This window comes from Methanocaldococcus infernus ME (genome assembly GCF_000092305.1).
GTDB classification, from domain to species: domain Archaea; phylum AGJL01; class Methanococci; order Methanococcales; family Methanocaldococcaceae; genus Methanocaldococcus; species Methanocaldococcus infernus.
The window spans coordinates 1,071,829-1,092,164 of the sequence record NC_014122.1 but is presented as its reverse complement, the minus strand read 5'-3'; the positions used below and the strand labels follow the sequence as shown (position 1 = coordinate 1,092,164).

Here is a 20,336-nt window from a genome sequence, read left to right as displayed (position 1 = left end):
TTTTCCCTCTTAAGGTTTTTTAATTACTATTCTAAATCCATTCTCAGTTTCTTCGGCAGTAACCACTATATAACCATTATTCTCTGCAAATCTTTTAATATTCTCTAATGCAGGTTTATAGTCTCCAACCACTTCCAACTCTTCCCCAGAGTTTAACTCTTCTAAAGCCTTTTTTGTTTTCAAAACAGGGATTGGACAGATGTCTCCAGTAACATCCAATTTTTTCATAAGGCTCACACTTGAGCTTTTTATTTAAAAAAGGTATTTAAGATATATAAACTTAGCTATTAGAAAAACTAATATTAAATTTATTGATTTATGGATTTCATGAATCTATACTTTATCTCAACAGGATGTAAAGGAATGTTTGGCACTTTTTCATTGTAAGGGATAGCTTTAGCTACTATAACAAAACACTCATCCTTAGTTAGAGCTTTTTTAAATATTTCTTCAAATTCTTCAAGTGTTTCACTCTTCTCCACATTTAAATTACAAGCCTCAGCTATCTTCTCCAACTTAACAACCTTTGCACTTGTCTCTTGATTCCCTGTAGAGCCATAGGCAGAGTTATCAACTATAACCAAGATTAAATTTTTTGGCTTACAGTAAGAGATAGTAGCAAGGGAACCAAGGTTCATTAATATTGAGCCATCTCCATCAATAACTATAACCTTTTCATCAACATTTAAAGCTAAGCCTAAGCCTATAGATGAAGCTAAGCCCATTGAACCAAGCATATAAAAATTTCTCTCCCTATCTTTTAAGTGATAAAGTTCTTTTGAGGGAATTCCTATATTACAGACTATTATTTCATCCTTAACATTCTCAACAATCTTTTTAATAATCTCTATTCTCTTTGGTCTCATCTTTTAGTCTCCTCTTTAATTCTTTAGCTAAGTCTAAAGCTCTTTTTCTGTCAGATTGCCTACAAACTATAGGGATTCCACAGATAGAGCCAAGCTTTATTTCAAAAACATTATATGGGCATATTTTACAAACTCCACAGCCAAAGCAATCTTCTGAAATTTTTATTTTGCCATTCTCTCTTTTTATGGCTTCAGTAGGACATGAGATTTCAGAGACACAACTTTTACAATTCTTACATCTCTCAACATGAACCTTTGGTCTTAGATCAACATCTTCCCAAACCTCACTATACTTTCCCTTATCAATTATTTCCCTTCCAAAGATATTAACCAGAGGAAGGGCTATATCTTTATCTAACTTCATCAAAGCCTCTCTATGCTCTCTAACATCAACAGCTATAGCTACAGTATTATAAATCTCAATTCCTCCTGAAGTGTAAAAGCCCCCTAAATAATAACTGTCCATCTCCTTCATATCAGCTGAGATCATTATATTTGGCCTCTCTAAGCTTGATCTTGTTCCAAACCCTAAGATTAAAGCTTCAGCACCATTTAATAAAGCTTTCTTCCCTATAATATCTTTCTCACTTTTAATAACCATATTTTCTAAGGGATTAATTTCTCCACATCCTGAGAAAGTAGCTTCTCCTCTTTTTAGCTCAAATCTGTGGAATATTGTCTTTACTGGCTCCCCTAAGTTTGTGAATGCCATATAATTCTTAAATGCCATCCTTGTCCCTAACATCTTAGCTGTTGGAAGCTCATCTATGTTTACAATATTTCTATAAACTTTCCCATCAGCTATGGCTTTAGCCTCTAATTCTTCCCCTCTCACCAATCTTTTAAATAGAAAGCCAACCTCTCCATAAAATAGAGCATCAACCTTTCCAAGATATTCATTAGGACAAACTCCAACTTTTCCCTCAATGTTGTCTAAAAATATCTTTTCAGCTCTTTTAAAAATCTCATTGAAAGGGATGTGAAAGATTCCTAAAGTTCCTGACATGATGCCACAGGTTCCTGTTGTAACTATATCAACCTCCTCTATTCTCTCATCATTGTTCCTTATCATCTTTTTAAATTCATCAACAGTAACTATTAACAAATTATCCCCCTCTCGTAGGCTTCTCTACACTTACAGCTTTCAAAATTAGAGTTTATAAACTCTCTAACCACCTTAACTATCTTCTCCTCCATCTTCTTTATGGTCTCAAAGACTTCTTCAACACTTAACAGATCTTCAGAGATTCCACAGGCATAGTTTGTAACATTACAGAGAGAGGAGTAGCATAAACCAAGCTCTCTGGCTAAAACAACCTCTGGATAACCAGTCATTCCAACAACATCTCCAAGGTTAGAATAGAATTTTATTTCACTCTTAGTTTCAAACCTTGGCCCCTCTGTACAAATGTAAACCCCTTCTTGATACTCAAAGTTAAACTTGTCTAAAATTTTTTTAAGCTCTTTCCTCATAGCTGGACAGTAAGGTTCAGTGAGGTCAACATGAACAACCCTATCATTGTAAAAAGTGTCATCTCTTCTCTTTGTAAATTCCATAAAATCATTTGGAATAAAAAAAGTTCCTGGCCTTATCTCTTTTTTTAGGGAACCAACAGAGTTTATAGCTAAAATTTTATCTACTCCTAAGAGCTTTAGAGCATAGATATTAGCTTTATAGTTTATCCTATGTGGTGGAATGTTATGCTTTAAACCATGTCTTAGTAAGATAATAACATTATCATCTTCTAAAATCTTAGCCTTTCCATACTTTGTATAGATTATCCTTTCTCTTCCTTCATTCAAAATTTCAGCCATTCCTGTTCCTCCTATAATGGCTATCAAACTCTCACCTCATACTTCTTTAAATCCTCTGATATCTCTATATTGTCATTAAATCTCTCTACATCTCTCTTATAAATTAAAAAGTTCTCCTCTTTATCATATCTTGCTGAGATGTGTGTTAATATCAACTTCTCAGCTTGGGAAAGCTTGAATATTCTATAAGCATCTTCAACAGTTGAATGATAAGTCTCTTCTGCTAAGCTCTTCTCAGAGCTGTCAAAGGTGGCTTCATGAATAAGAAGAGAGCAATCTAAATTTTTTAAAAATAGGGCAAAGTCTTCTATTGGTAAGGTGTCTCCACTGTAGGCTACACAAATTCCTCTTTTTGGGGGCAGAAGAACTTGCTCAGGGAAAATAGTTTCTCCATGAATGTTTTTAACTGGGATCCCTTCCTTTAACTTTTTTAAGTCAGGCCCCACTTTTATGCCAAGCTCTTTAGCCTTATTTATGTCAAGCCTTGGCTTCTTTATCTCCTTAAATATGTATGCATAGGAAGGAATGTAATGCTTAGTGGGATAAGCATAGAAACAAAAATCTTTTTCCTCTAAAATTTTAACCTCTTTATTTTTTTTAATTTCCTTAACCTCTACCTCATACTCTATACAGTTGTATCCAAAATTTTTAGCCATCTCAACAATCTCCTTAATCCCCTTAGGTCCATAAATCTCTAACTTCTGAGTTCTTCCCATAAAAGAGAGACTCTGAATAATCCCAGGAATGCCAAGGATGTGATCTCCATGTAAGTGAGTGATAAAAATAGCCTTTATCTTCATAGGTGAGAGGTTTGTATATAAAAACTGTCTCTGTATATTTTCACCACAGTCAAGTAAGTAGATGTCTCCATTAAATTTTAATGCTATTCCCATGTGGTTCCTTCTCTTAGATGGAATTGCTGCCCCAGTGCCTAAGAAGGTTATTTCTAACAATGTAAATCCCTCAGATCCTCTAACTCTATGCTATCAATCCAATCCTTCATCTTCTTATACCATCCTTCAATCTCTCTTTTCATTCTCTCTTTAACTTCTTCAAATGGAACAGCATAGTAAAGATAGAAGTAGCCACCATCTTTTAAATTAACCTGTTTCCTATAAACTAAGCCAGCATTCATTAAATTTTGCACTGATCTCTGAATTGTACTTCTATTCTTATTTAATTTCTCAGCTAACTCATTAACCTTAAATGGACCATGCTTTAAAAGATAGAAGTAGAGGTGAACATCAAAAACTTTAATCCCAAAGACACAAGCCATTAGTTCATCAAATGTCCAAGTTGTACATGGTGTTTTTAAGGATAACTTCATAGCTCTTCCCTCAATATTTTTACTATTCTTTCTCCACTCTTTCCATCTCCAAATGGGTTTTCCCAATCTCTCTTTTTATTTAGCATAACACTTATAGCTTTAATTAGCTTCTCTTTATTGGCTCCTACTAAGATATTAGCCCCAACTTTTATAGTTTCTGGTCGTTCAGTATTGTCCCTTAAGGTTATACATGGAACCTTTAATATACAAGCCTCTTCCTGAACTCCACCACTGTCAGTTAATATTAATTCAGCATTCTTCTCTAACATTAAAAATTTCAAATATCCTACTGGATTAATGATTTTTATCCTTTCATTATCCTTTAGCTTATCAAATAAGTTAAATTCTTTTAATTTCTTTTTGGTTCTTGGGTGGATTGGGAAGATAATATCTTTCTCATATACTTCACTAACCTCTAATATTCCTTCAACTATCTTCTTTAACCTCTCTCTGTTATCAACATTTTCAGCCCTATGTAGGGTTAATAAAAAATAATCTTCTAAGTCAAAATCTTTAATAACTTTCTCAGCAATTTTTAAATTTTGCAGAGTGGCATCAACTATTGTATTTCCTACAACAAAAATTTTATTTTCCTCAATTCCTTCCTTAATTAAGTTCTCCTTAGCTATCTCAGTTGGAGCAAATAGATAGTCACTAATATGATCAGTTAAAATTCTATTAATCTCTTCAGGCATTCTTTTGTCATAGCTTCTTAAACCTGCTTCAACATGAGCCACTCTAATATGTAACTTTGAAGCTGCCAAGGCTCCAGATAGTGTTGAGTTTGTATCTCCTTGGACTATAACAACCTTAGGCTTTTCTTTTAATAGAACTTTTTCTATATTTATTAACATTTTTCCTGTCTGTTCTCCATGGTTACCAGAACCAACATTTAAATTATACTTTGGCTCTGGAAGGTTAAGCTCTTCAAAAAATACCCTATCCATGTTCTCAGAGTAGTGCTGATTGGTATGGACAATAAAATACTCTATTTCATCCAATGCCCTAACTATAGGGGAGAGCTTTATAATTTCTGGCCTTGTTCCTAAGACTATTGATATCATTCCCAATCACTTTAGAAAATTTTTTATCTTAAGAAATTATGTTCCCTTAATTATAATAAAATCTTGGTGATTAAATATGCAAGCTGTACCACCAACTGCTTATGACAGGGCTATAACAGTATTTAGCCCTGAAGGTAGGTTATATCAAGTTGAGTATGCAAGAGAGGCAGTAAAAAGAGGAACTACTGCAGTAGGAATAGTTTGTAAGGATGGAGTTATCTTAGCTGTGGATAGAAGAGTTACAAGTAAGTTAATTAAGATAAGGTCTATAGAGAAGATTTACCAAATTGATGACCATGTAGCTGCTGCAACCTCTGGGTTGGTGGCTGATGCAAGAGTTTTAATTGATAGAGCAAGGTTAGAGGCTCAAATTTATAGAGTTACCTATGGAGAAGAGATCTCTATAGAGTTGTTGGCTAAGAAGATCTGTGATATTAAACAGGCCTATACTCAACATGGAGGAGTTAGACCATTTGGAGTTTCTCTCTTAATTGCTGGGATAGATAAAGGAGAAGGAAGGTTATTTGAAACAGACCCAAGTGGAGCTTTAATAGAGTATAAAGCCACAGCTATAGGTAGTGGAAGACAGACAGTTATGGAAATCTTAGAAAAGGAGTATAAGGAAGACATGGACTTAGAAGAGGGATTAAGGTTAGCTCTATATTCACTATATAAGGTTAATGAGAACATTAAGGCAGAAAATGTTGATGCCTGCTTTATACACATTGATGGAAGGGTGGAGAAGTTAAGCTGTGATAAGATAGCCAAGGTTTTAGATAAGATTCTTGAAGAGCATAAGAAGGAAGAAGAGGCTAAATAATTTTATCTAAAATTTTTTCTGCTGATCTCTCATTTATCTCATAGATTGTTAGAGAGAGATCAGAGAGCTTTTTTAAGGAGTATGTTGATTTAGTGTTTATGAAAAAGGAATATAGCTTTATCCCCCTCTTTTTCTTTTCCTCAATAAATTTGTTAGTAAAGTTCTTTGATATCTCTGCCTCACCATCAGTGATAAAGATAATGTCTCCATTATACTCCATAGCCTTCTTTAATGGCTTTTCAAAGTTTGTCCCTCCTCCATAAAAAACAGAGGCTATGTAGAGAATGTCATTCATACTTAGCTTTTTATTGAACTCCTTTACCTCTCTAACTCCATCATCAAAGAAAATTATATGTACTTTTTTCCCTTCATTGATTGAGAGATTTGTTATAGCCAAAGCCAAGGCTTTAGCCCATTCTTCCTTTTTTCCTCTCATTGACCCACTAACATCAAGGCAAATAACTAACTCTTTTTTCTCACTATTTTCAAGTATCTCATAGTTTAGTAATTTACTTTCAGAGTATCTTCTTAAAAAGTCTAAGAGTAAGTAGGGATCAGCTAAGTTCTTAACTTCAGAGAGGAGTAAATTACTTATCCTATTCCCAAGTTTAACATCATACTTAACTCCAACTATATGCTTTATCTTCCTCCTGCTCTTTTTTATAGCCAATCTATTGAATTTGGTGAAGAAGTCAAGGAATCTTATTAAATTTTTATTTTTTAAGAGTTTTTCATATAACTCTATCTTTTTCTTAGGGTCTAAGAATATTTTCTCTCCTCCTCCAAAACCATAGGTTAGGGATAAAAAAGATTCAATCTCACTCATAATTTCTTCAACATCCTTCTCTTTAATGTTTGAGCAGAAGTGGTTAGTAGCTATTAGAGAAAGGGATTCATCAAGGGTAGTGATAGATTTAATATAACTAAATTTCCTTGACTTCATTATCTTCTCAATAACTTCATGACTCTTAATAATTTCAACATTGTACTTAAAAAAGAGGTAGAAGATGGATTCAGTAAGCTCATCTGATAAATTAGAGCTTATCTCTTTCCTAACTCTATTCCAAATGATCTTATCATATTTATCATGCTTTATATAACTCACAGCCCTTCCCTACCCTTGTTTTAATTATTTTATCATAGTAAGAGCTTAAAATATCAATAATTTCATCTTGAAACTCTTCCTTAGGGATAACTAAGATGGAAGGGCCAGAGCCACTTATACAAACTCCATAGGCTAAATTCTTCAACTTCTCCTTAACCTCAAAATAGTGAGGGATCAGTTTCCCTCTGTATGGTTCAACTATCTTATCCTCCATCATATACTTTCCAAATAACTCTAAATCATTGTTAAATAGAGCATAAATCATCCCTGTAGCTCTACCTAAGTTATGAACCATATCTTTTAAGCTCACTTCCTTAGGAATTATTTCCCTTGCTTTCTTAGTCTCTATTTTCACATTAGGGATAGCCACTATTACATTAAAATCAACATCTATGTGGAGAACATTTAGAGGATTGTAGTTAACTATTGTGAATCCTCCATAAATGGCTGGAGCTACATTATCAGCATGCTTAGCTCCGGAGGCTATAAGCTCTCCATAGGAGGCATAATCAACCAACTTTAGCTTACTCAACTTTAAGTTAAATAGCTCATTGATGGCAAATGCTGTCCCAGCAGCTGAGGCTGCAGAGCTTCCTAAGCCACTTCCTCCCTTAATTCCCTTTTTTATCTTTATCTTTACTCCACTCTCAATATTGAAGTCTTTTAACATCTTTTCAGCTACAACCCCAGCAACATTTTCCTTAGGGTTTAGAGGAATGTCTTTTCCCTCTATCTCTATCCCTTCATCTATTTTCTTAACCTCTATAATGTCATAAGGTTCTTCAAGACAGAGGCCAAAGACATCAAAGCCAACCCCAAGGTTTGCTGATGAACAGGGAGCTTTAACCTTCATTCTTTCACTCAAGGAACAACTTTTTTATTTTATCCTCACACCCTCTTTTAACAAGAACTAAAATTCTATCTCCAGGCTTTAATAAGGTTTCTCCACTTGGGATAATTAAATTACCATTTTCAAAAACAGAGATTATTAAGAAATCTTTTCCTCCACCTAAGTCTTTAATTTTTTTGTTGGCTGCCCTTGAATTTTTACTAATCTTAAGCTCTAAGATTTCAGCTTCCCCTCTTCCAACTATAGCCAAGTCTATAATTCCTGGCCTTTCAATTAGTTTCTCAATATATTTAGCTGCTATAATTTCAGGGGAGATGGTTATGTCAATCCCAAGCCTCTCAAAGACATCTTTATACTCAAGCTCAGAGATCCTTGCTATGGTTTTGACACCATAACTCTTAGCTAAAAGAGAGCTTAACAAATTCACTTCATCCTTCCCAGTGACAGCTATGTAGTAGTCAGCATTATCTATGCCAGCATCCTCCAAAATTTTAATTTTTGTACAATCTCCATTTATTACTATCCCATCAATCTCATTACTGGCTATTTCACACTTCTTAGGGTTTATGTCAATTAAAACTAAGTCATGTTTCTTTTCTAAGTATTTAGCTAAGGTAAAGCCCACCCTTCCTAAACCTGAGATGATGATATACAACCCTTTTCCCTCTTTTTTAGCTTGTAGTAGTGATATTCAACAGTTTTTAAGTTAATTCCTGTAAGCTCAGCTATTTCCTTAGGCTTCTTATCTAAGTATTTTTTTATAATTTTATCTATATTTGTTGGCTTCCCAACCTTGGCTTTAATTGGAATTACTTCAACTCCTATTTTCTCAAGAGCTTTAAGAATTTTCTTTGAGCTTCTTTTATATTTAGATATGGGGATATATATTTTAGAAGGCTCAACATTTTCCAGGAGAGCTATAGCTATATCTCTATCAAGCTCTTTATTTATATATATTTCCTCATGCTCTCCTAAGCTCTCAATCTTCTTTAGAATTTCTTCCTTGTTTTTTCCTCTAATTTCTATCATGTTTTTCATTTTTTCTTGTTTTAATGGACTGGCGATTCAAACTTTTGTTTGGTTAAATGCACATCCTAAAAACTGCAAAAGGTTTCCATCCTTGTTTTAATGGACTGGCGATTCAAACACATTTTCCTCGGGAATGGAGGACATAGATCTGCTGGGGTTTCCATCCTTGTTTTAATGGACTGGCGATTCAAACAAGCCAAAGTTTTTTAGAGAATACGCTCTTATTTTATGTTTCCATCCTTGTTTTAATGGACTGGCGATTCAAACGAATCTGATTTTCCACCACCTAAACATACTCCTGTGAAGTTTCCATCCTTGTTTTAATGGACTGGCGATTCAAACACAAATCATTGATATGAGAAAACAACCCGTCCATCTGTTTCCATCCTTGTTTTAATGGACTGGCGATTCAAACGAGGAATGAGATAATGGCAAGAAGAAAAAGCACAAGGTTTCCATCCTTGTTTTAATGGACTGGCGATTCAAACCCAGATACCCAAGGTACATTAGAAATTGATACTTAGTTTCCATCCTTGTTTTAATGGACTGGCGATTCAAACCCTTAATGTCTGTCCTTATTTTATATCAAAACTCCTATAAAAAACTTTCTTTTTAAACCCGAGTTTTCTTACTGGTTGATTATTGAACCCCTATATAAAAGTAAGAAAGATTGTTCCCTCCATTTAAAAATACTATGCACAACCGTTAAAATAAAGCTCAGCAATTAACCCTTATTTCACTAAAAACAACTCCTAACTAAACCTAAAACATATAAAATAACAGCAAACAAACCAAAAAACTAAAAAATCACAATTCTCCAACGAAAAAATCAGTATTACTTTTCCCCAATTTTCTCGTACCAATTTTCAACAACCCCTATATAAAAGCAAGAAAACTTAATTAAAAACGTTAATAGCGATATCCAAATAACTAATAACAAAAAAATAAAAACCCATCAAACTAATTCCTTTTGATGAAACTTTTTCTAAAAGTTTCTTATAAAAGTTTCCTTCTAAAGGCAGCATAAATTTCTATAACAACAATCAATACATTTCTTTTTATTAACTTTAATATCTATGGGAAATTTTTCATCTTCAATAATCTCAAATATAAGTTTAATGAATTCAATAGCTTTTTTAAAATCTTCTTTTTTGAATTTAATTTCTTTAATAAGATTTCCACTTCTCACATAAACTATAAACCCTTTATTTACATTGACATTAAAATTTTCTTTAATCAATAAGCCATACAAAACAGATTGATACTTATATGTTTTAAATAATCTACTTTTATACTCTGCAAACTTATAGTCTAGAGGTGAAAAGCTTCCATCATTTAATTCTAAAACTTCATCTACAATCCCAACTATTTTGTATTTCTTAGATGATAGATAAACATTTGAATATTTTGATTTAGCATTTATTGATTTTCTGATATAGTTTTTATTTATTTTTTCTTTCAGCTCATGAATATGCCTTCCAATTAAAACTTTTTCTCTTTTTTCCTCATGTTGAAGAATTCCTAAAACTCTCTCAAAATAAACAAATCTTGGACAGTATAAGTATTCAATAACATCTGACACTGTTATCATATCAAATTCCATTTTAGAGCACCATAGTTTTTTTAGAGTCATTAACTAACTCCTTATCAAATTCTTCACCAATACAAATTAACTTTCCAAAACACTTTTCACAAACTTCAATTATGTAAACTTTGTCATTCTCTTCAATAATATTCTCACAGAAAACTCTTAATTCATCAATTCTATTTTTGTTTAGATTTCCCGCAAATACACTTTTTTGGATTCTTAATAATCCATAATTTAAACACTTATCAGAAACTTTTTTTCTAATTTTATCATCACTTATATCATAAATTACATAAATCATAAATATCTCTCCCTTATATCATTTGCAATTTTATAACATTCCTTTTGTATAGCATCAGGAAATTTATATCTCTTTTTATAAATCTCAAGCTCTTTATCAAATATATATTCATTTATGAATGCTGCAAACTCTTTAATTCCTGTATCTGACAAGGCTACTCCATTATGTAGTTTAATAAAAAACTCATCTTTTACTTTCTTTTTATTTATAAAACTTACAACTCCTTTATCCACATAAATTCTATATATCTCTATTATATCATAGACTAATGACCTCTTATTATATCCATCAGAATGTATAAATCCAATATATGGATCTAAACCAGAAACTATACAAGCTTTTTCTACAACTGGATAAAGCATTCCATAACCATAATTTAGTAGAGCATTAAACCTATCCTTTGCAGGTCTTCTACTTCTCTCACTAAATTTATATTTTTCTGGAAGAGCTAAATTAATTCCTTTAAAATAGTATTTTGAGGCAGTCCCTTCAATTCCAATAATAGTGTCTCTAACAGTCCCTAAATTTTCCTTTGTATTATTTAAGTATCTATTTAAATCATCAATACACTCTTTTATATTATCAATTATTTTGTTAAAATCTCCTTTCTTACCATGGTTCTTTTTAAGCTCTTTTAAAAAATCTATTTGATTTTTCATTTTTCTTTCAATCCATTTTGATGCATATTTCATTCCTTCAATAGTGTCTGAAAACTTTATCTGATTTCTTCTTATTTTTCCAGTCTTACCTAACTTACAATGCCATATCATTGCTGTAGGATCCTCATTTTTTAAAAATATTATTGGAATATTGTATTCTATTGCTAAGTTAATTGCTGATGTAGTAATAGTTCCATCTTTTCCTAAAATTATTCTTTTAACTTTACTTGCAGAGATCTCAACTTTCTTTACTTCTCCATTTTCTTTAACTTCAAAAATAAACCTATCTCCTTTTTTATATATAAAAAATCCATAAGATTTTAATATAATGTCCATAACTTCACCAGTTGAAAATCTTAAAAGTTATATATGATTATTCAGTTATATATATCAAACTGGTGATAACTATGCTATCAAGTGTAGCAGCAATTGGTAAATACATCATTAAAAAAGAAGAAAAAGATATTAACAATCCCTTATCAATACTTGTAGAGAATCCAAATATTGACAATAAATATAATATTATTTTTAAAATAACCTTTGATGAAAATTTTAACTATTTAGGGGTTTTTGATGATAGTTTTGATAAATCTCTAATATTAAAATTACTTTACAAAAAAGGATCTGCAAGAGGAGCTGACCTAAGTCCAACATCTAAGTTAACAGAACCAGAAAAAACATTTAAAAATAAAATATTAAAAGCTGTTAGTGATGCAAAAAAATATAAAGAAACTGAATTTTTAAAAAAATTAGAACAAGTACTTAAAGAAAAGGAGAAACAAATAATTGAAGATATTAAAAAATTAAAAAAAAGATATCCAAATGAGGGAATCATTTTAACTCTGACTTTTAAAAGAGGAAATGAGGAAATATATGTTGGAGATATAGAAGAATTTAAAGAATACTTCATATATAAAGCCACTATGGACTATTATTACATGAAAACAGGGAATGTTGTTGCAAAAGGAAAAGGGGTTTGTTCAATTTGTAACAAAGAAGGGGAGGTTTTTGGACTATTTAGAGAATTTAAATTTTATACTATAGATAAGATTGGAAATGTTAGTGGTTTAAAGCCAAATGAAGCTTGGAAAACCTTTCCAATATGTTTAAAGTGTGCCTTATATATTAAAGAGGGAAAGAACTACTTAGATGAACATTTAAGAGTAAAATTTTATGGCAATGATCTTTACATTATCCCAAAAGTTTTAGATGAAAAGTATATTGGAGATGTTTTAAAGAGATTAGAGAAGATGGCTGAAGAATTTGGAACTAAAGACTATTCCTATAGAGAGAAAAAGCTATTTGAAAATCTTTCAAAAAAAGATATTTACATGTACATAACATTTATGTTCTTTAAAGAAGGAAATGATTTTAAAATTACACAAATGATTGAAGATATTCTTCCATCAAGATTTGCTAAATTATATGCTGAAATTGATAGAGTAGAAAACTATGGTATATTCAAATATTTTAAATTAAAATATAAGAAACTCTCAAAAAAAGAAAGAGAATATTTCAAAAATATATTAAAAAATTTTGATGATAGGGAAGGCTTAAGATTCAGACTTGGATACATAAAAGAATTTTTTGGCAATGAGGACTTTTTAAGATTATTAAATATTATAATATCAAATAAAAAAGTTGATTACTATCAATTAATAAATGGTTTTATATCAAAAATTAGAGCCAAGTTTGTCAAAGATGAGCCTTTTGAATTATCAGCATACAAGTCATTTATGATTCTCCTTTTCTTGATAAACTTGAATATCCTGAATGGTGAGATCATGGGAGACAATAAAGAATACTATCTTTATGATGAAATTGATGAATTCTTTAATAATTATAAAGGATTTTTTGATAGAGATGAGAAAAAATGTGTCTTTTTATTAGGTATTTTAGTGAATAAACTCCTCTCTCTTCAATATAAAAAGAGAGGATCAAAACCTTTCCAATCCAAACTTTATGGCTTAAAGTTAGATAAAAAGAGAGTTGAATATATTTTTAAAGAAGCTATTCAAAAGCTTATGGAATATGAACAAGAAGATAATACTTTATACTACAAAAAATTAAGAGAAAAAGTTGCTGAATATTTTGTTAAAGCTGGAGACGATTGGAAATTAACAAATAATGAAATCTCATATATCTTTTCTTTGGGTATGGCTATGAGTGATAGGTTTAAAGGAAAAGGAGGGGATGAAGAATGATAAAAAGAAGTGAAATTTTATTCTTATATGATGTTAAAGATGCCAATCCAAATGGAGATCCATTAGATGAGAACAAGCCAAGAATTGATGAAGAAACTGGGATCAATATAGTTACAGATGTAAGGTTGAAAAGAACTATTAGAGATTACTTAGACAGTATTGGAGAAGATATATTTATAAAAGAAGTAAGAGATGAAAAAGGTGAATTAAAAACAAAGGAAGATAGGCTAAAAGAGTTAAAAATAGAAAAAGAAGAAGACTTACTAAAATTAATTGATATTAGACTATTTGGGGCTACAATAGCTGTTAAAGGAAATCCTATAGCTCTTACAGGACCAGTTCAATTTAGGTTTGGGAGAAGCTTACACAGAGTTTCTTTAAAATTAATAAAGGGAACTACTGTAATGCCTTCAAAAGAAGGAAAAAGCCAGGGAACTTTTACAGAATATTGGGTAGTTCCATATTCATTAATAGCATTTTATGGGATAATTAATGAGAATGCTGCAAAAACTACAAAATTGACAGAAGAGGATATTAAAAAATTAATTGAAGCTATGTGGAATGGAACAAAAAATCTTATTAGTAGAAGTAAAGTAGGGCATACTCCAAGATTGTTGATAAAGGTTAACTATAAAGAGAAAAACTACCATATTGGAGACTTAGATAGGAGTTTAAAATTAATCTCTAATGTAGAAGATGAAAAAATTAGGGATGTTAAGGATTACAAATTAGATTTAACTGAGCTAATTAACCTACTAAAAGAGAATAAAGATAAAATTGAAAGTATTGAGTATATTTGGGACAAGAGATTAAAGTTAGTTTATAATGGAGAAGAATTTGACTTTAAAACTTCAGACTTACCATTTAAAGAGATAACTTTATAAACTTTCTTTATTTTTTGGTGAAGGATATGAATGTTTTAGTTTTTGATATCTGGGCTGATTATGGACATTTTAAAAAAATATACACAACAACAAGCCCATTAACTTATGATATAATACCAAAAACTACAATTTATGGAATTTTAGGGGCTATCCTTGGATTGAAAAAAAATGAATATTTAAAATATATAAATGGTAGCACAAGCTATATAGGATTAAGAATATTAAACCCTATAAAGAAATGTTATTTTGGTATAAATTTAATAAATACAAAGGATAACTATTTTATTCCAGTGAAAAAAACAGGACATGAACCAAGAACACAAATAAGGTTTGAAATGTTAAAAAATCCAAAATATAGAATTTATGTTAGCTTAAAAGATGATAAACTACATGAAAAACTAAAAAATCTCTTAGAAGAGCATAAAACTGTTTATACATTGTATATGGGTATTAGTGAGTTAATAGCCAACTTTAAATATATTGGGGAATTTGAAGCTATAAAAAATTTGAATAGTAATAACTTTGTAGAAATAAATTCAGTTATCAGAAAAGATCATATAAAAGATATCCTCTTTGAAGAAAATAAAGAATATTTATTTTCAAAGTTTCCTAATGACATGAATCTTGAAAGGGTAACCACTGAGTACGTAGACATATTTTATGAAAAAAATGGATATCCTATAAGATGTAAAGTTAATGAATTCTTCAAACTAAAAGAATTGAATGAAAATATAACATTTATCTAAATTGATGAGACTATGCTCTTATCTCATCCTAATTATCCACTGAAGGATCATTTAACAAACACAATGAAAAGAGCATTAAAAAAATATGTTCCTCCTAAATTAAAGTACTTTAATGAGAAGTTAGTTAAAGGTACTTTGAAAATTATTGCTCTAACTCATGACTTTGGAAAGGCTACTTCTTATTTTCAGAGATATATTAGAGGGGAAAAAGTTAAAAGTTCTCTAAAGAGACATTCAGCAATATCCTTCTTACTAACCAATTGGGTAATTAGAGAAACAATTGAAAATAACTACTATCAACTCTTTTCTTTATGTGTGAAAAATCATCATTCTTTTTTAAGCAATCCTATTCATGATTTTAACATAGATAAAGAGATTTTAGAAAAGCAATTTAATGAGTTAAATATAGACTTTATAAATAAAGTTTTAGATGAAAATAAATTTCCTGTAATTAAATGTGACTTTGATGACTTATGGGATTCTTTTAGAGAATTGGAAGATGTATATGATGAAATTGAATATGAAGAGAATAATTTAAAATATGAATTCTATTTTTTATACATCTACCTATTTTCTTTACTAATAAGCTCAGATAAAGAGGATGTCATATTTAGAGGAAAGTTTTTAAGCTCTAATCTAAATGTTCCTGATAGTATAGAATGCTATATCAAAACATTTCTAAAAAAGAATAAAATTGACTATTTAAGAACAAAAATGTTCTTTGAAGTGGCTAAAAGAGTTGATGAACTTAATTTAAATCATAAAATTTATTCTTTAAATGCTCCAACTGGAATGGGTAAAACTTTAACAGTCTTTAACTTTGCTCTAAAATTAGCAAATAGAATAAAGAAGGAGAAAAAGACCGACATGAGAATTATTTATTGTTTGCCTTTTTTAAGCATTATTGATCAAAATTATGAAGTGTTAAAAAAAGCTCTAAGTTATATATTAAAAAATTTGGACTCAGACATGCTTTTAAAGCATCACCATTTAAGTGAAATTTATTATAAAGTTGATGAAGAAGTTTTAGATGAAGATAAGGCTCTTCATCTTATAGAAACATGGAACTCTAAAATAATAGTAACTACCTTTATGCAACTATTCTACTCTATTTTTAGTAATAAAAATAAAAATCTAAAAAAATTCCAATCTTTGAGTAATTCAATAATCATCTTAGATGAAATTCAAGCTATTCCTTACAAATATTGGTTTGCTATAAATAAAGTATTTAGCTTCTTAGCAGAGGAATATAACATTTATTTTGTTTTATGTACAGCAACTTTACCAATGATTTTTAAGAATAATATAGAAATTTTAAAAAATAAAGAGGAATACTTCAAAGAAATGAACAGAATAAAGATGAGAATTCATAAAAATGAAATGAATTTAAAAGAGTTTATTGATTTAGTTAGTGAAGATATCCAAAAAAACCCTCATAAAGATTTTCTCATTGTTTTAAATACAATAAGATCATCTAAAGAAGTCTATCAATCTTTAAAGGAGATGGGTTTAGATGGAGATTTCTACTACCTATCAACAAATATTTACCCAAAGGAAAGACTAAGAAGAATTAAAAAAATTAATAAAAATAAAAATAGGAAAATTATTGTTTCTACTCAACTAATTGAGGCTGGTGTTGATATTAGTGTTGATATTGTATATAGAGATATAGCACCATTAGACTGTCTAAATCAAACTGCTGGAAGGTGTAATAGGCACAATGAAGGGAAAAAAGGAATTGTAAATATTGTTAAGTTAATTGATGATAATGGGAAAAGATTTTCTTCTTACATCTATGAAAATCACCTTATAACCAAGACTGAGGAGTTATTAAATGATTATGAAATAATTGAAGAAAAAGAGTTTTTGAGGTTAAATAATTTGTACTTTAAAAAATTGAGTATTTATAAAGATAAATCTAAAGAAATTCTAAAGACCATTGAAAACTTTAGGTATGAAGATGTTGAAAATAAATTTAAATTAATTGAGAATATTCCATCCCTTGACTTATTTGTCTGTGTTGAAGATGAAGCTAAGAGAATTTGGAAAAAATATGAAGAAATTAAAGAAATAAAAGATGTGTTTAAAAGAAGAAAAGAATTTCTAAAGATAAAAAAAGATTTTTATGATTATGTTATAAGTGTCCCTGAATATGCTCTTAAAGGTAAAGAAATACCTTTAGAGAATTTAGATAAAATTGATGAAAAATACTATGATAGAGAAACTGGCTTTAGAGTCATTGAAGACAAGACAATAATATTATAGAGGTTTGGTGAAAGAATTATGAAACTACCTATTCTAATTTGCAGGTTAAAAACAAACAAGCCTTTAAAAAAGTCTCAAACTCCTTATGTAAGGGGGTATATACTCAATAAATTTAATAAAGAGGAATATAAGGAGTTACATAACCACAGTGGTAATGGCTTTATTTACACATATCCAAAAATACAGTATAAAATTATTGGTGGAGATGCTATTTTATTAGGAATAAAGGAAGGGATCAATATCTTAGGAGACATTATTTTAAATATTAAAGAGTTAGAGCTAAAAGGAGAAATTTATAAGGTTGTTAATGGCTATGCTAAAGTTAGATTTGAAGACTTTGGAACCACTAAAGAAATGGTTAAGTATAAGTTTATATCTCCATGGTTAGCCTTAAATGAGAAAAACTATTCCAAATATAAAGAGTTAGACAATGAAGGGAAAAAAGAGTTGTTAGAGAAAATATTAGTTGGAAATGTATTATCAATGAGCAAATATTTAGATTATAATGTTAAGGAAAAACTAAAAGCTGAGGTCTTAGAATTGGAGGATTTTATAGTTAAATATAAGGGAAATAAATTTATAGGTTTTAAAGGAGAATTTTTAATTAATTTTAATATCCCAAACTACTTAGGAATTGGTAGAAAAGTTTCTAAAGGTTTTGGTAGTGTTGTTAGAGTTGAAGAGTAAAAAGAAGGTGATCTCTTTATGGATTATTTAATAGAATATTTAACAAAGAAAGACCAAACAAGGGAGGAAATCTTAAAATTGGCAAGAGAGATAGTTAGAGATTGTGCCATGCTTATAAGGAGAATACATAAGAGTAAGGAAGATGTTTTTAAAGAAGATTTTAAAAGTATAAGAGAGAAGATCATAAAATTAAAGGAGCTAACTCAATATCCTGAATTTATTCACTATCTATCAACTCCAGAGCAGGAGTTTGTTGAAGCCTACACTTTATACAGCATTAAGTTTTACAACACAGTTCCAAAGTTTGAAGACTTTGAGATTATAAAAGAGGAGAACTATATTTTAGGGATAGCTGACACTATTGGAGAGTTAAGGAGAGAGTTCTTAGAGGCTATAAAGGAAGATGACAAAGAGGAGGCTGAGAGATACTACAAATTTATGGAAGAGCTCTATGACTTTATTATGAGCTTTGACCACTACTATGTTGTAGATAACCTAAGAAGAAAGCAGGATATAGCAAGAGGAATCTTAGAAAGAAGTTATGGAGACTTAGTCTATTTTATAGAAAATCTCAAATTAAGAAAAGCTTTAAATAAAGAATAATTATATATTTTAATTAAAATTTTTTAAAGGGGATTTTATGATTAAAGAAATCTTAACAGATTCTTTTGAGTATGTAAGATCAAATTTTAAAGAGCTAAGCTTAGGCTCTATACTCTATGGAATTTTTGGAGCCATGATAGGAGCTTTAAATGGTTATCTTTCTTTTAAGGTATCATCATATTTCTTTAATATTAATAGCACAGTTATAATTATATTTGCTATCTTAATTATGGTTGCTATTATAGTTTCTTTAATAGTTGCTGGATATTTTGTTAGGATTATGAAAAGTAGTGTTGAAAACTCTGATAAAGCTCCAGATTGGGACAATTTTTTAGATCTAATTATAAAAGGTTTTCTATTTTCTATAGGGTCTTTCATAGTAGCCTTAATTTTTATGATAGTCCCAATTATTTTATTTATTATAGGAGCCTTAATAATTAAAGGATTTGGCATAGTTTTTATAGGGGTTGGGATTGTCTTACTTATTATTTCTCTTATACTTCTTGCTTTATATCAGCCATTAGCTCAGGTTAATTTCTCAGTGAAGGGCTTCTTTGGATTCTTTGAATTTGGAAAAATATTTAAAATGGTGTTTAACTTAAACTATATTATATTGTGGCTCCTTCTTATTTTAATAGGTGTAGGTATAGGAATAATAATAACTATTATAGCCTTAGCTATACATCTACCAGCTTTCTTTGTAGATAACCTAAATGTTTATATATTCCTTAACACTTTAAGTAGTTTCATACAATATTTTATTTCCTTTTATCTTTCAGTATTCATTTTAAGAGCCTACTCCTTATATTATAGAAACTATCTTTAATCTCTCAAACTTCTTTTTTACATTTTTTAAGGTGAAATTGATGGAAATGAAAGGAACTACAACTATTGGTTTAATATGCAAAGATGCAGTTATTTTGGCTGCTGATAAAAGAGCCTCATTAGGAAATCTAATAGCTGACAAAAATGCTAAAAAAATTTATAAGATAGATGATAACTTAGCCCTAACCATTGCTGGAAGTGTTGGGGATGCTCAGTCATTGGTTAGATATCTAACAGCTGAGGCTAAGCTTTATAGAATGAGGACAGGAAAGTTAATGTCTCCTTTGGCTTGTACAACACTGTTAAGTAATATCTTACACTCAAGCAGATACTTCCCTTTTTTAGTTCAAATGATTGTTGGAGGTTTTGATGAGAAGGGCTTTAAGCTCTATTCCTTAGATCCCTTGGGAGGGGTTAATGAAGAGAAAGACTTTACAGCAACAGGTTCAGGATCTCCTATTGCTTATGGGGTGTTAGAGGCTGGATACAAGAAAGATATGGACTATAAAAAAGGAGTTTCATTAGTTTTAAAGGCTTTACAGGCTGCTATGGAGAGAGATACTTTTTCAGGGAATGGGGTTAGTTTAGCCTTAATAACTAAAGATGGAGTAAAGATTTATGAGGATGATGAGATAAAGAAATTAATCAAGAAAAAATAAATTTTTTATTTTAAATATTTGTAATAATTTCTATTTTAA

The 20,336-nt window shown here is 30.2% G+C and carries 23 protein-coding genes and 1 CRISPR repeat array; of the genes, 9 read left to right on the top strand and 14 right to left on the bottom strand.

Going from position 1 to position 20,336, the window contains the following annotated elements; all coding sequences use genetic code 11:
* Positions 1-9: 9 nt before the first annotated feature.
* The 7 genes from METIN_RS06060 to wecB all read right to left on the bottom strand — a co-directional run bounded on the left by METIN_RS06060 (position 10) and on the right by wecB (position 5,072).
* Positions 10-228: a sulfurtransferase TusA family protein gene (locus tag METIN_RS06060; protein ID WP_013100610.1), complete on the bottom strand. Its 219-nt coding sequence runs from the start codon at positions 226-228 to the stop codon at positions 10-12.
* An 80-nt stretch (positions 229-308) separates the two neighbouring features.
* A complete protein-coding gene (comE, locus tag METIN_RS06055) occupies positions 309-866 on the bottom strand; it encodes a sulfopyruvate decarboxylase subunit beta (protein ID WP_013100609.1) in 558 nt (185 codons plus the stop codon).
* Positions 838-1,971 (bottom strand): methanogenesis marker 16 metalloprotein, encoded by a 1,134-nt coding sequence (locus tag METIN_RS06050; protein ID WP_013100608.1) that lies wholly within the window; start codon positions 1,969-1,971, stop codon positions 838-840. Before METIN_RS06050 ends, comE begins: the two co-directional genes overlap by 29 nt.
* On the bottom strand, positions 1,965-2,708 hold the full coding sequence (locus tag METIN_RS06045) for an MTAP family purine nucleoside phosphorylase (RefSeq protein WP_013100607.1): 744 nt from the start codon (positions 2,706-2,708) through the stop codon (positions 1,965-1,967). Before METIN_RS06045 ends, METIN_RS06050 begins: the two co-directional genes overlap by 7 nt.
* Positions 2,705-3,634 (bottom strand): ribonuclease Z, encoded by a 930-nt coding sequence (gene rnz, locus METIN_RS06040; protein ID WP_013100606.1) that lies wholly within the window; start codon positions 3,632-3,634, stop codon positions 2,705-2,707. The genes METIN_RS06045 and rnz overlap by 4 nt, the downstream gene beginning before the upstream one ends.
* Positions 3,628-4,008 (bottom strand): helix-turn-helix domain-containing protein, encoded by a 381-nt coding sequence (locus METIN_RS06035; protein ID WP_013100605.1) that lies wholly within the window; start codon positions 4,006-4,008, stop codon positions 3,628-3,630. Before METIN_RS06035 ends, rnz begins: the two co-directional genes overlap by 7 nt.
* Complete coding sequence (gene wecB / locus METIN_RS06030; protein ID WP_013100604.1) at positions 4,005-5,072, bottom strand: non-hydrolyzing UDP-N-acetylglucosamine 2-epimerase; 1,068 nt, start codon at positions 5,070-5,072, stop codon at positions 4,005-4,007. The genes METIN_RS06035 and wecB overlap by 4 nt, the downstream gene beginning before the upstream one ends.
* Before the next feature lie 76 nt (positions 5,073-5,148).
* On the opposite strand from wecB, the gene psmA reads away from it, so the two are divergent.
* Positions 5,149-5,892, top strand: coding sequence for an archaeal proteasome endopeptidase complex subunit alpha (gene psmA / locus METIN_RS06025; protein WP_013100603.1), 744 nt, complete (start codon positions 5,149-5,151; stop codon positions 5,890-5,892).
* Here psmA and METIN_RS06020 read toward each other — a convergent pair.
* The 7 genes from METIN_RS06020 to cas1 form a co-directional block, all read right to left on the bottom strand.
* Positions 5,885-6,997 carry a vWA domain-containing protein gene (locus METIN_RS06020; protein ID WP_013100602.1) on the bottom strand — a complete coding sequence of 371 codons (1,113 nt, stop codon included), beginning with the start codon at positions 6,995-6,997 and terminating at the stop codon, positions 5,885-5,887. The genes psmA and METIN_RS06020 overlap by 8 nt on opposite strands.
* Complete coding sequence (locus tag METIN_RS06015; RefSeq protein WP_013100601.1) at positions 6,978-7,850, bottom strand: homoserine kinase; 873 nt, start codon at positions 7,848-7,850, stop codon at positions 6,978-6,980. Before METIN_RS06015 ends, METIN_RS06020 begins: the two co-directional genes overlap by 20 nt.
* A 4-nt stretch (positions 7,851-7,854) precedes the next feature.
* Entirely contained in the window at positions 7,855-8,502 is a 648-nt protein-coding gene (locus METIN_RS06010) for a potassium channel family protein (RefSeq protein ID WP_013100600.1), read from the bottom strand.
* Positions 8,478-8,876, bottom strand: a complete 399-nt coding sequence (locus METIN_RS06005) for a hypothetical protein (protein ID WP_013100599.1) — start codon at positions 8,874-8,876, stop codon at positions 8,478-8,480. The genes METIN_RS06010 and METIN_RS06005 overlap by 25 nt, the downstream gene beginning before the upstream one ends.
* Positions 8,877-8,881: 5 nt before the next feature.
* Positions 8,882-9,436: direct repeats of the CRISPR family, unit length 37 nt; unit sequence GTTTCCATCCTTGTTTTAATGGACTGGCGATTCAAAC.
* Positions 9,437-9,888: 452 nt separating this feature from the next.
* Complete coding sequence (gene cas4 / locus METIN_RS06000; RefSeq protein ID WP_048203440.1) at positions 9,889-10,479, bottom strand: CRISPR-associated protein Cas4; 591 nt, start codon at positions 10,477-10,479, stop codon at positions 9,889-9,891.
* A gap of 1 nt (position 10,480) precedes the next feature.
* Positions 10,481-10,765 (bottom strand): CRISPR-associated endonuclease Cas2, encoded by a 285-nt coding sequence (gene cas2 / locus METIN_RS05995; protein ID WP_013100597.1) that lies wholly within the window; start codon positions 10,763-10,765, stop codon positions 10,481-10,483.
* Positions 10,762-11,760 carry a CRISPR-associated endonuclease Cas1 gene (cas1, locus tag METIN_RS05990; RefSeq protein WP_013100596.1) on the bottom strand — a complete coding sequence of 333 codons (999 nt, stop codon included), beginning with the start codon at positions 11,758-11,760 and terminating at the stop codon, positions 10,762-10,764. Before cas1 ends, cas2 begins: the two co-directional genes overlap by 4 nt.
* Before the next feature lie 71 nt (positions 11,761-11,831).
* On the opposite strand from cas1, the gene METIN_RS05985 reads away from it, so the two are divergent.
* The 8 genes from METIN_RS05985 to psmB are packed head-to-tail and all read left to right on the top strand — an operon-like array spanning position 11,832 to position 20,297.
* Positions 11,832-13,628, top strand: coding sequence for a TIGR02556 family CRISPR-associated protein (locus tag METIN_RS05985; RefSeq protein WP_048203438.1), 1,797 nt, complete (start codon positions 11,832-11,834; stop codon positions 13,626-13,628).
* Positions 13,625-14,512, top strand: a complete 888-nt coding sequence (gene cas7b / locus METIN_RS05980; RefSeq protein WP_013100594.1) for a type I-B CRISPR-associated protein Cas7/Csh2 — start codon at positions 13,625-13,627, stop codon at positions 14,510-14,512. Before METIN_RS05985 ends, cas7b begins: the two co-directional genes overlap by 4 nt.
* Before the next feature lie 26 nt (positions 14,513-14,538).
* Positions 14,539-15,258, top strand: a complete 720-nt coding sequence (cas5b, locus tag METIN_RS05975; RefSeq protein ID WP_013100593.1) for a type I-B CRISPR-associated protein Cas5b — start codon at positions 14,539-14,541, stop codon at positions 15,256-15,258.
* Positions 15,259-15,270: 12 nt separating this feature from the next.
* A complete protein-coding gene (locus METIN_RS05970; protein WP_013100592.1) occupies positions 15,271-17,523 on the top strand; it encodes a CRISPR-associated helicase/endonuclease Cas3 in 2,253 nt (750 codons plus the stop codon).
* Positions 17,524-17,541: 18 nt separating this feature from the next.
* Complete coding sequence (locus METIN_RS05965) at positions 17,542-18,210, top strand: CRISPR-associated endonuclease Cas6 (RefSeq protein WP_013100591.1); 669 nt, start codon at positions 17,542-17,544, stop codon at positions 18,208-18,210.
* Positions 18,211-18,228: 18 nt separating this feature from the next.
* Complete coding sequence (locus tag METIN_RS05960) at positions 18,229-18,813, top strand: haloacid dehalogenase (RefSeq protein WP_013100590.1); 585 nt, start codon at positions 18,229-18,231, stop codon at positions 18,811-18,813.
* A 37-nt stretch (positions 18,814-18,850) separates the two neighbouring features.
* Complete coding sequence (locus tag METIN_RS05955) at positions 18,851-19,639, top strand: DUF4013 domain-containing protein (protein ID WP_013100589.1); 789 nt, start codon at positions 18,851-18,853, stop codon at positions 19,637-19,639.
* A gap of 40 nt (positions 19,640-19,679) precedes the next feature.
* The gene (gene psmB / locus METIN_RS05950; RefSeq protein ID WP_013100588.1) at positions 19,680-20,297 is read left to right on the top strand and encodes an archaeal proteasome endopeptidase complex subunit beta; all 618 of its coding nucleotides are present in this window, start codon (positions 19,680-19,682) and stop codon (positions 20,295-20,297) included.
* Positions 20,298-20,336 lie beyond the last annotated feature (39 nt).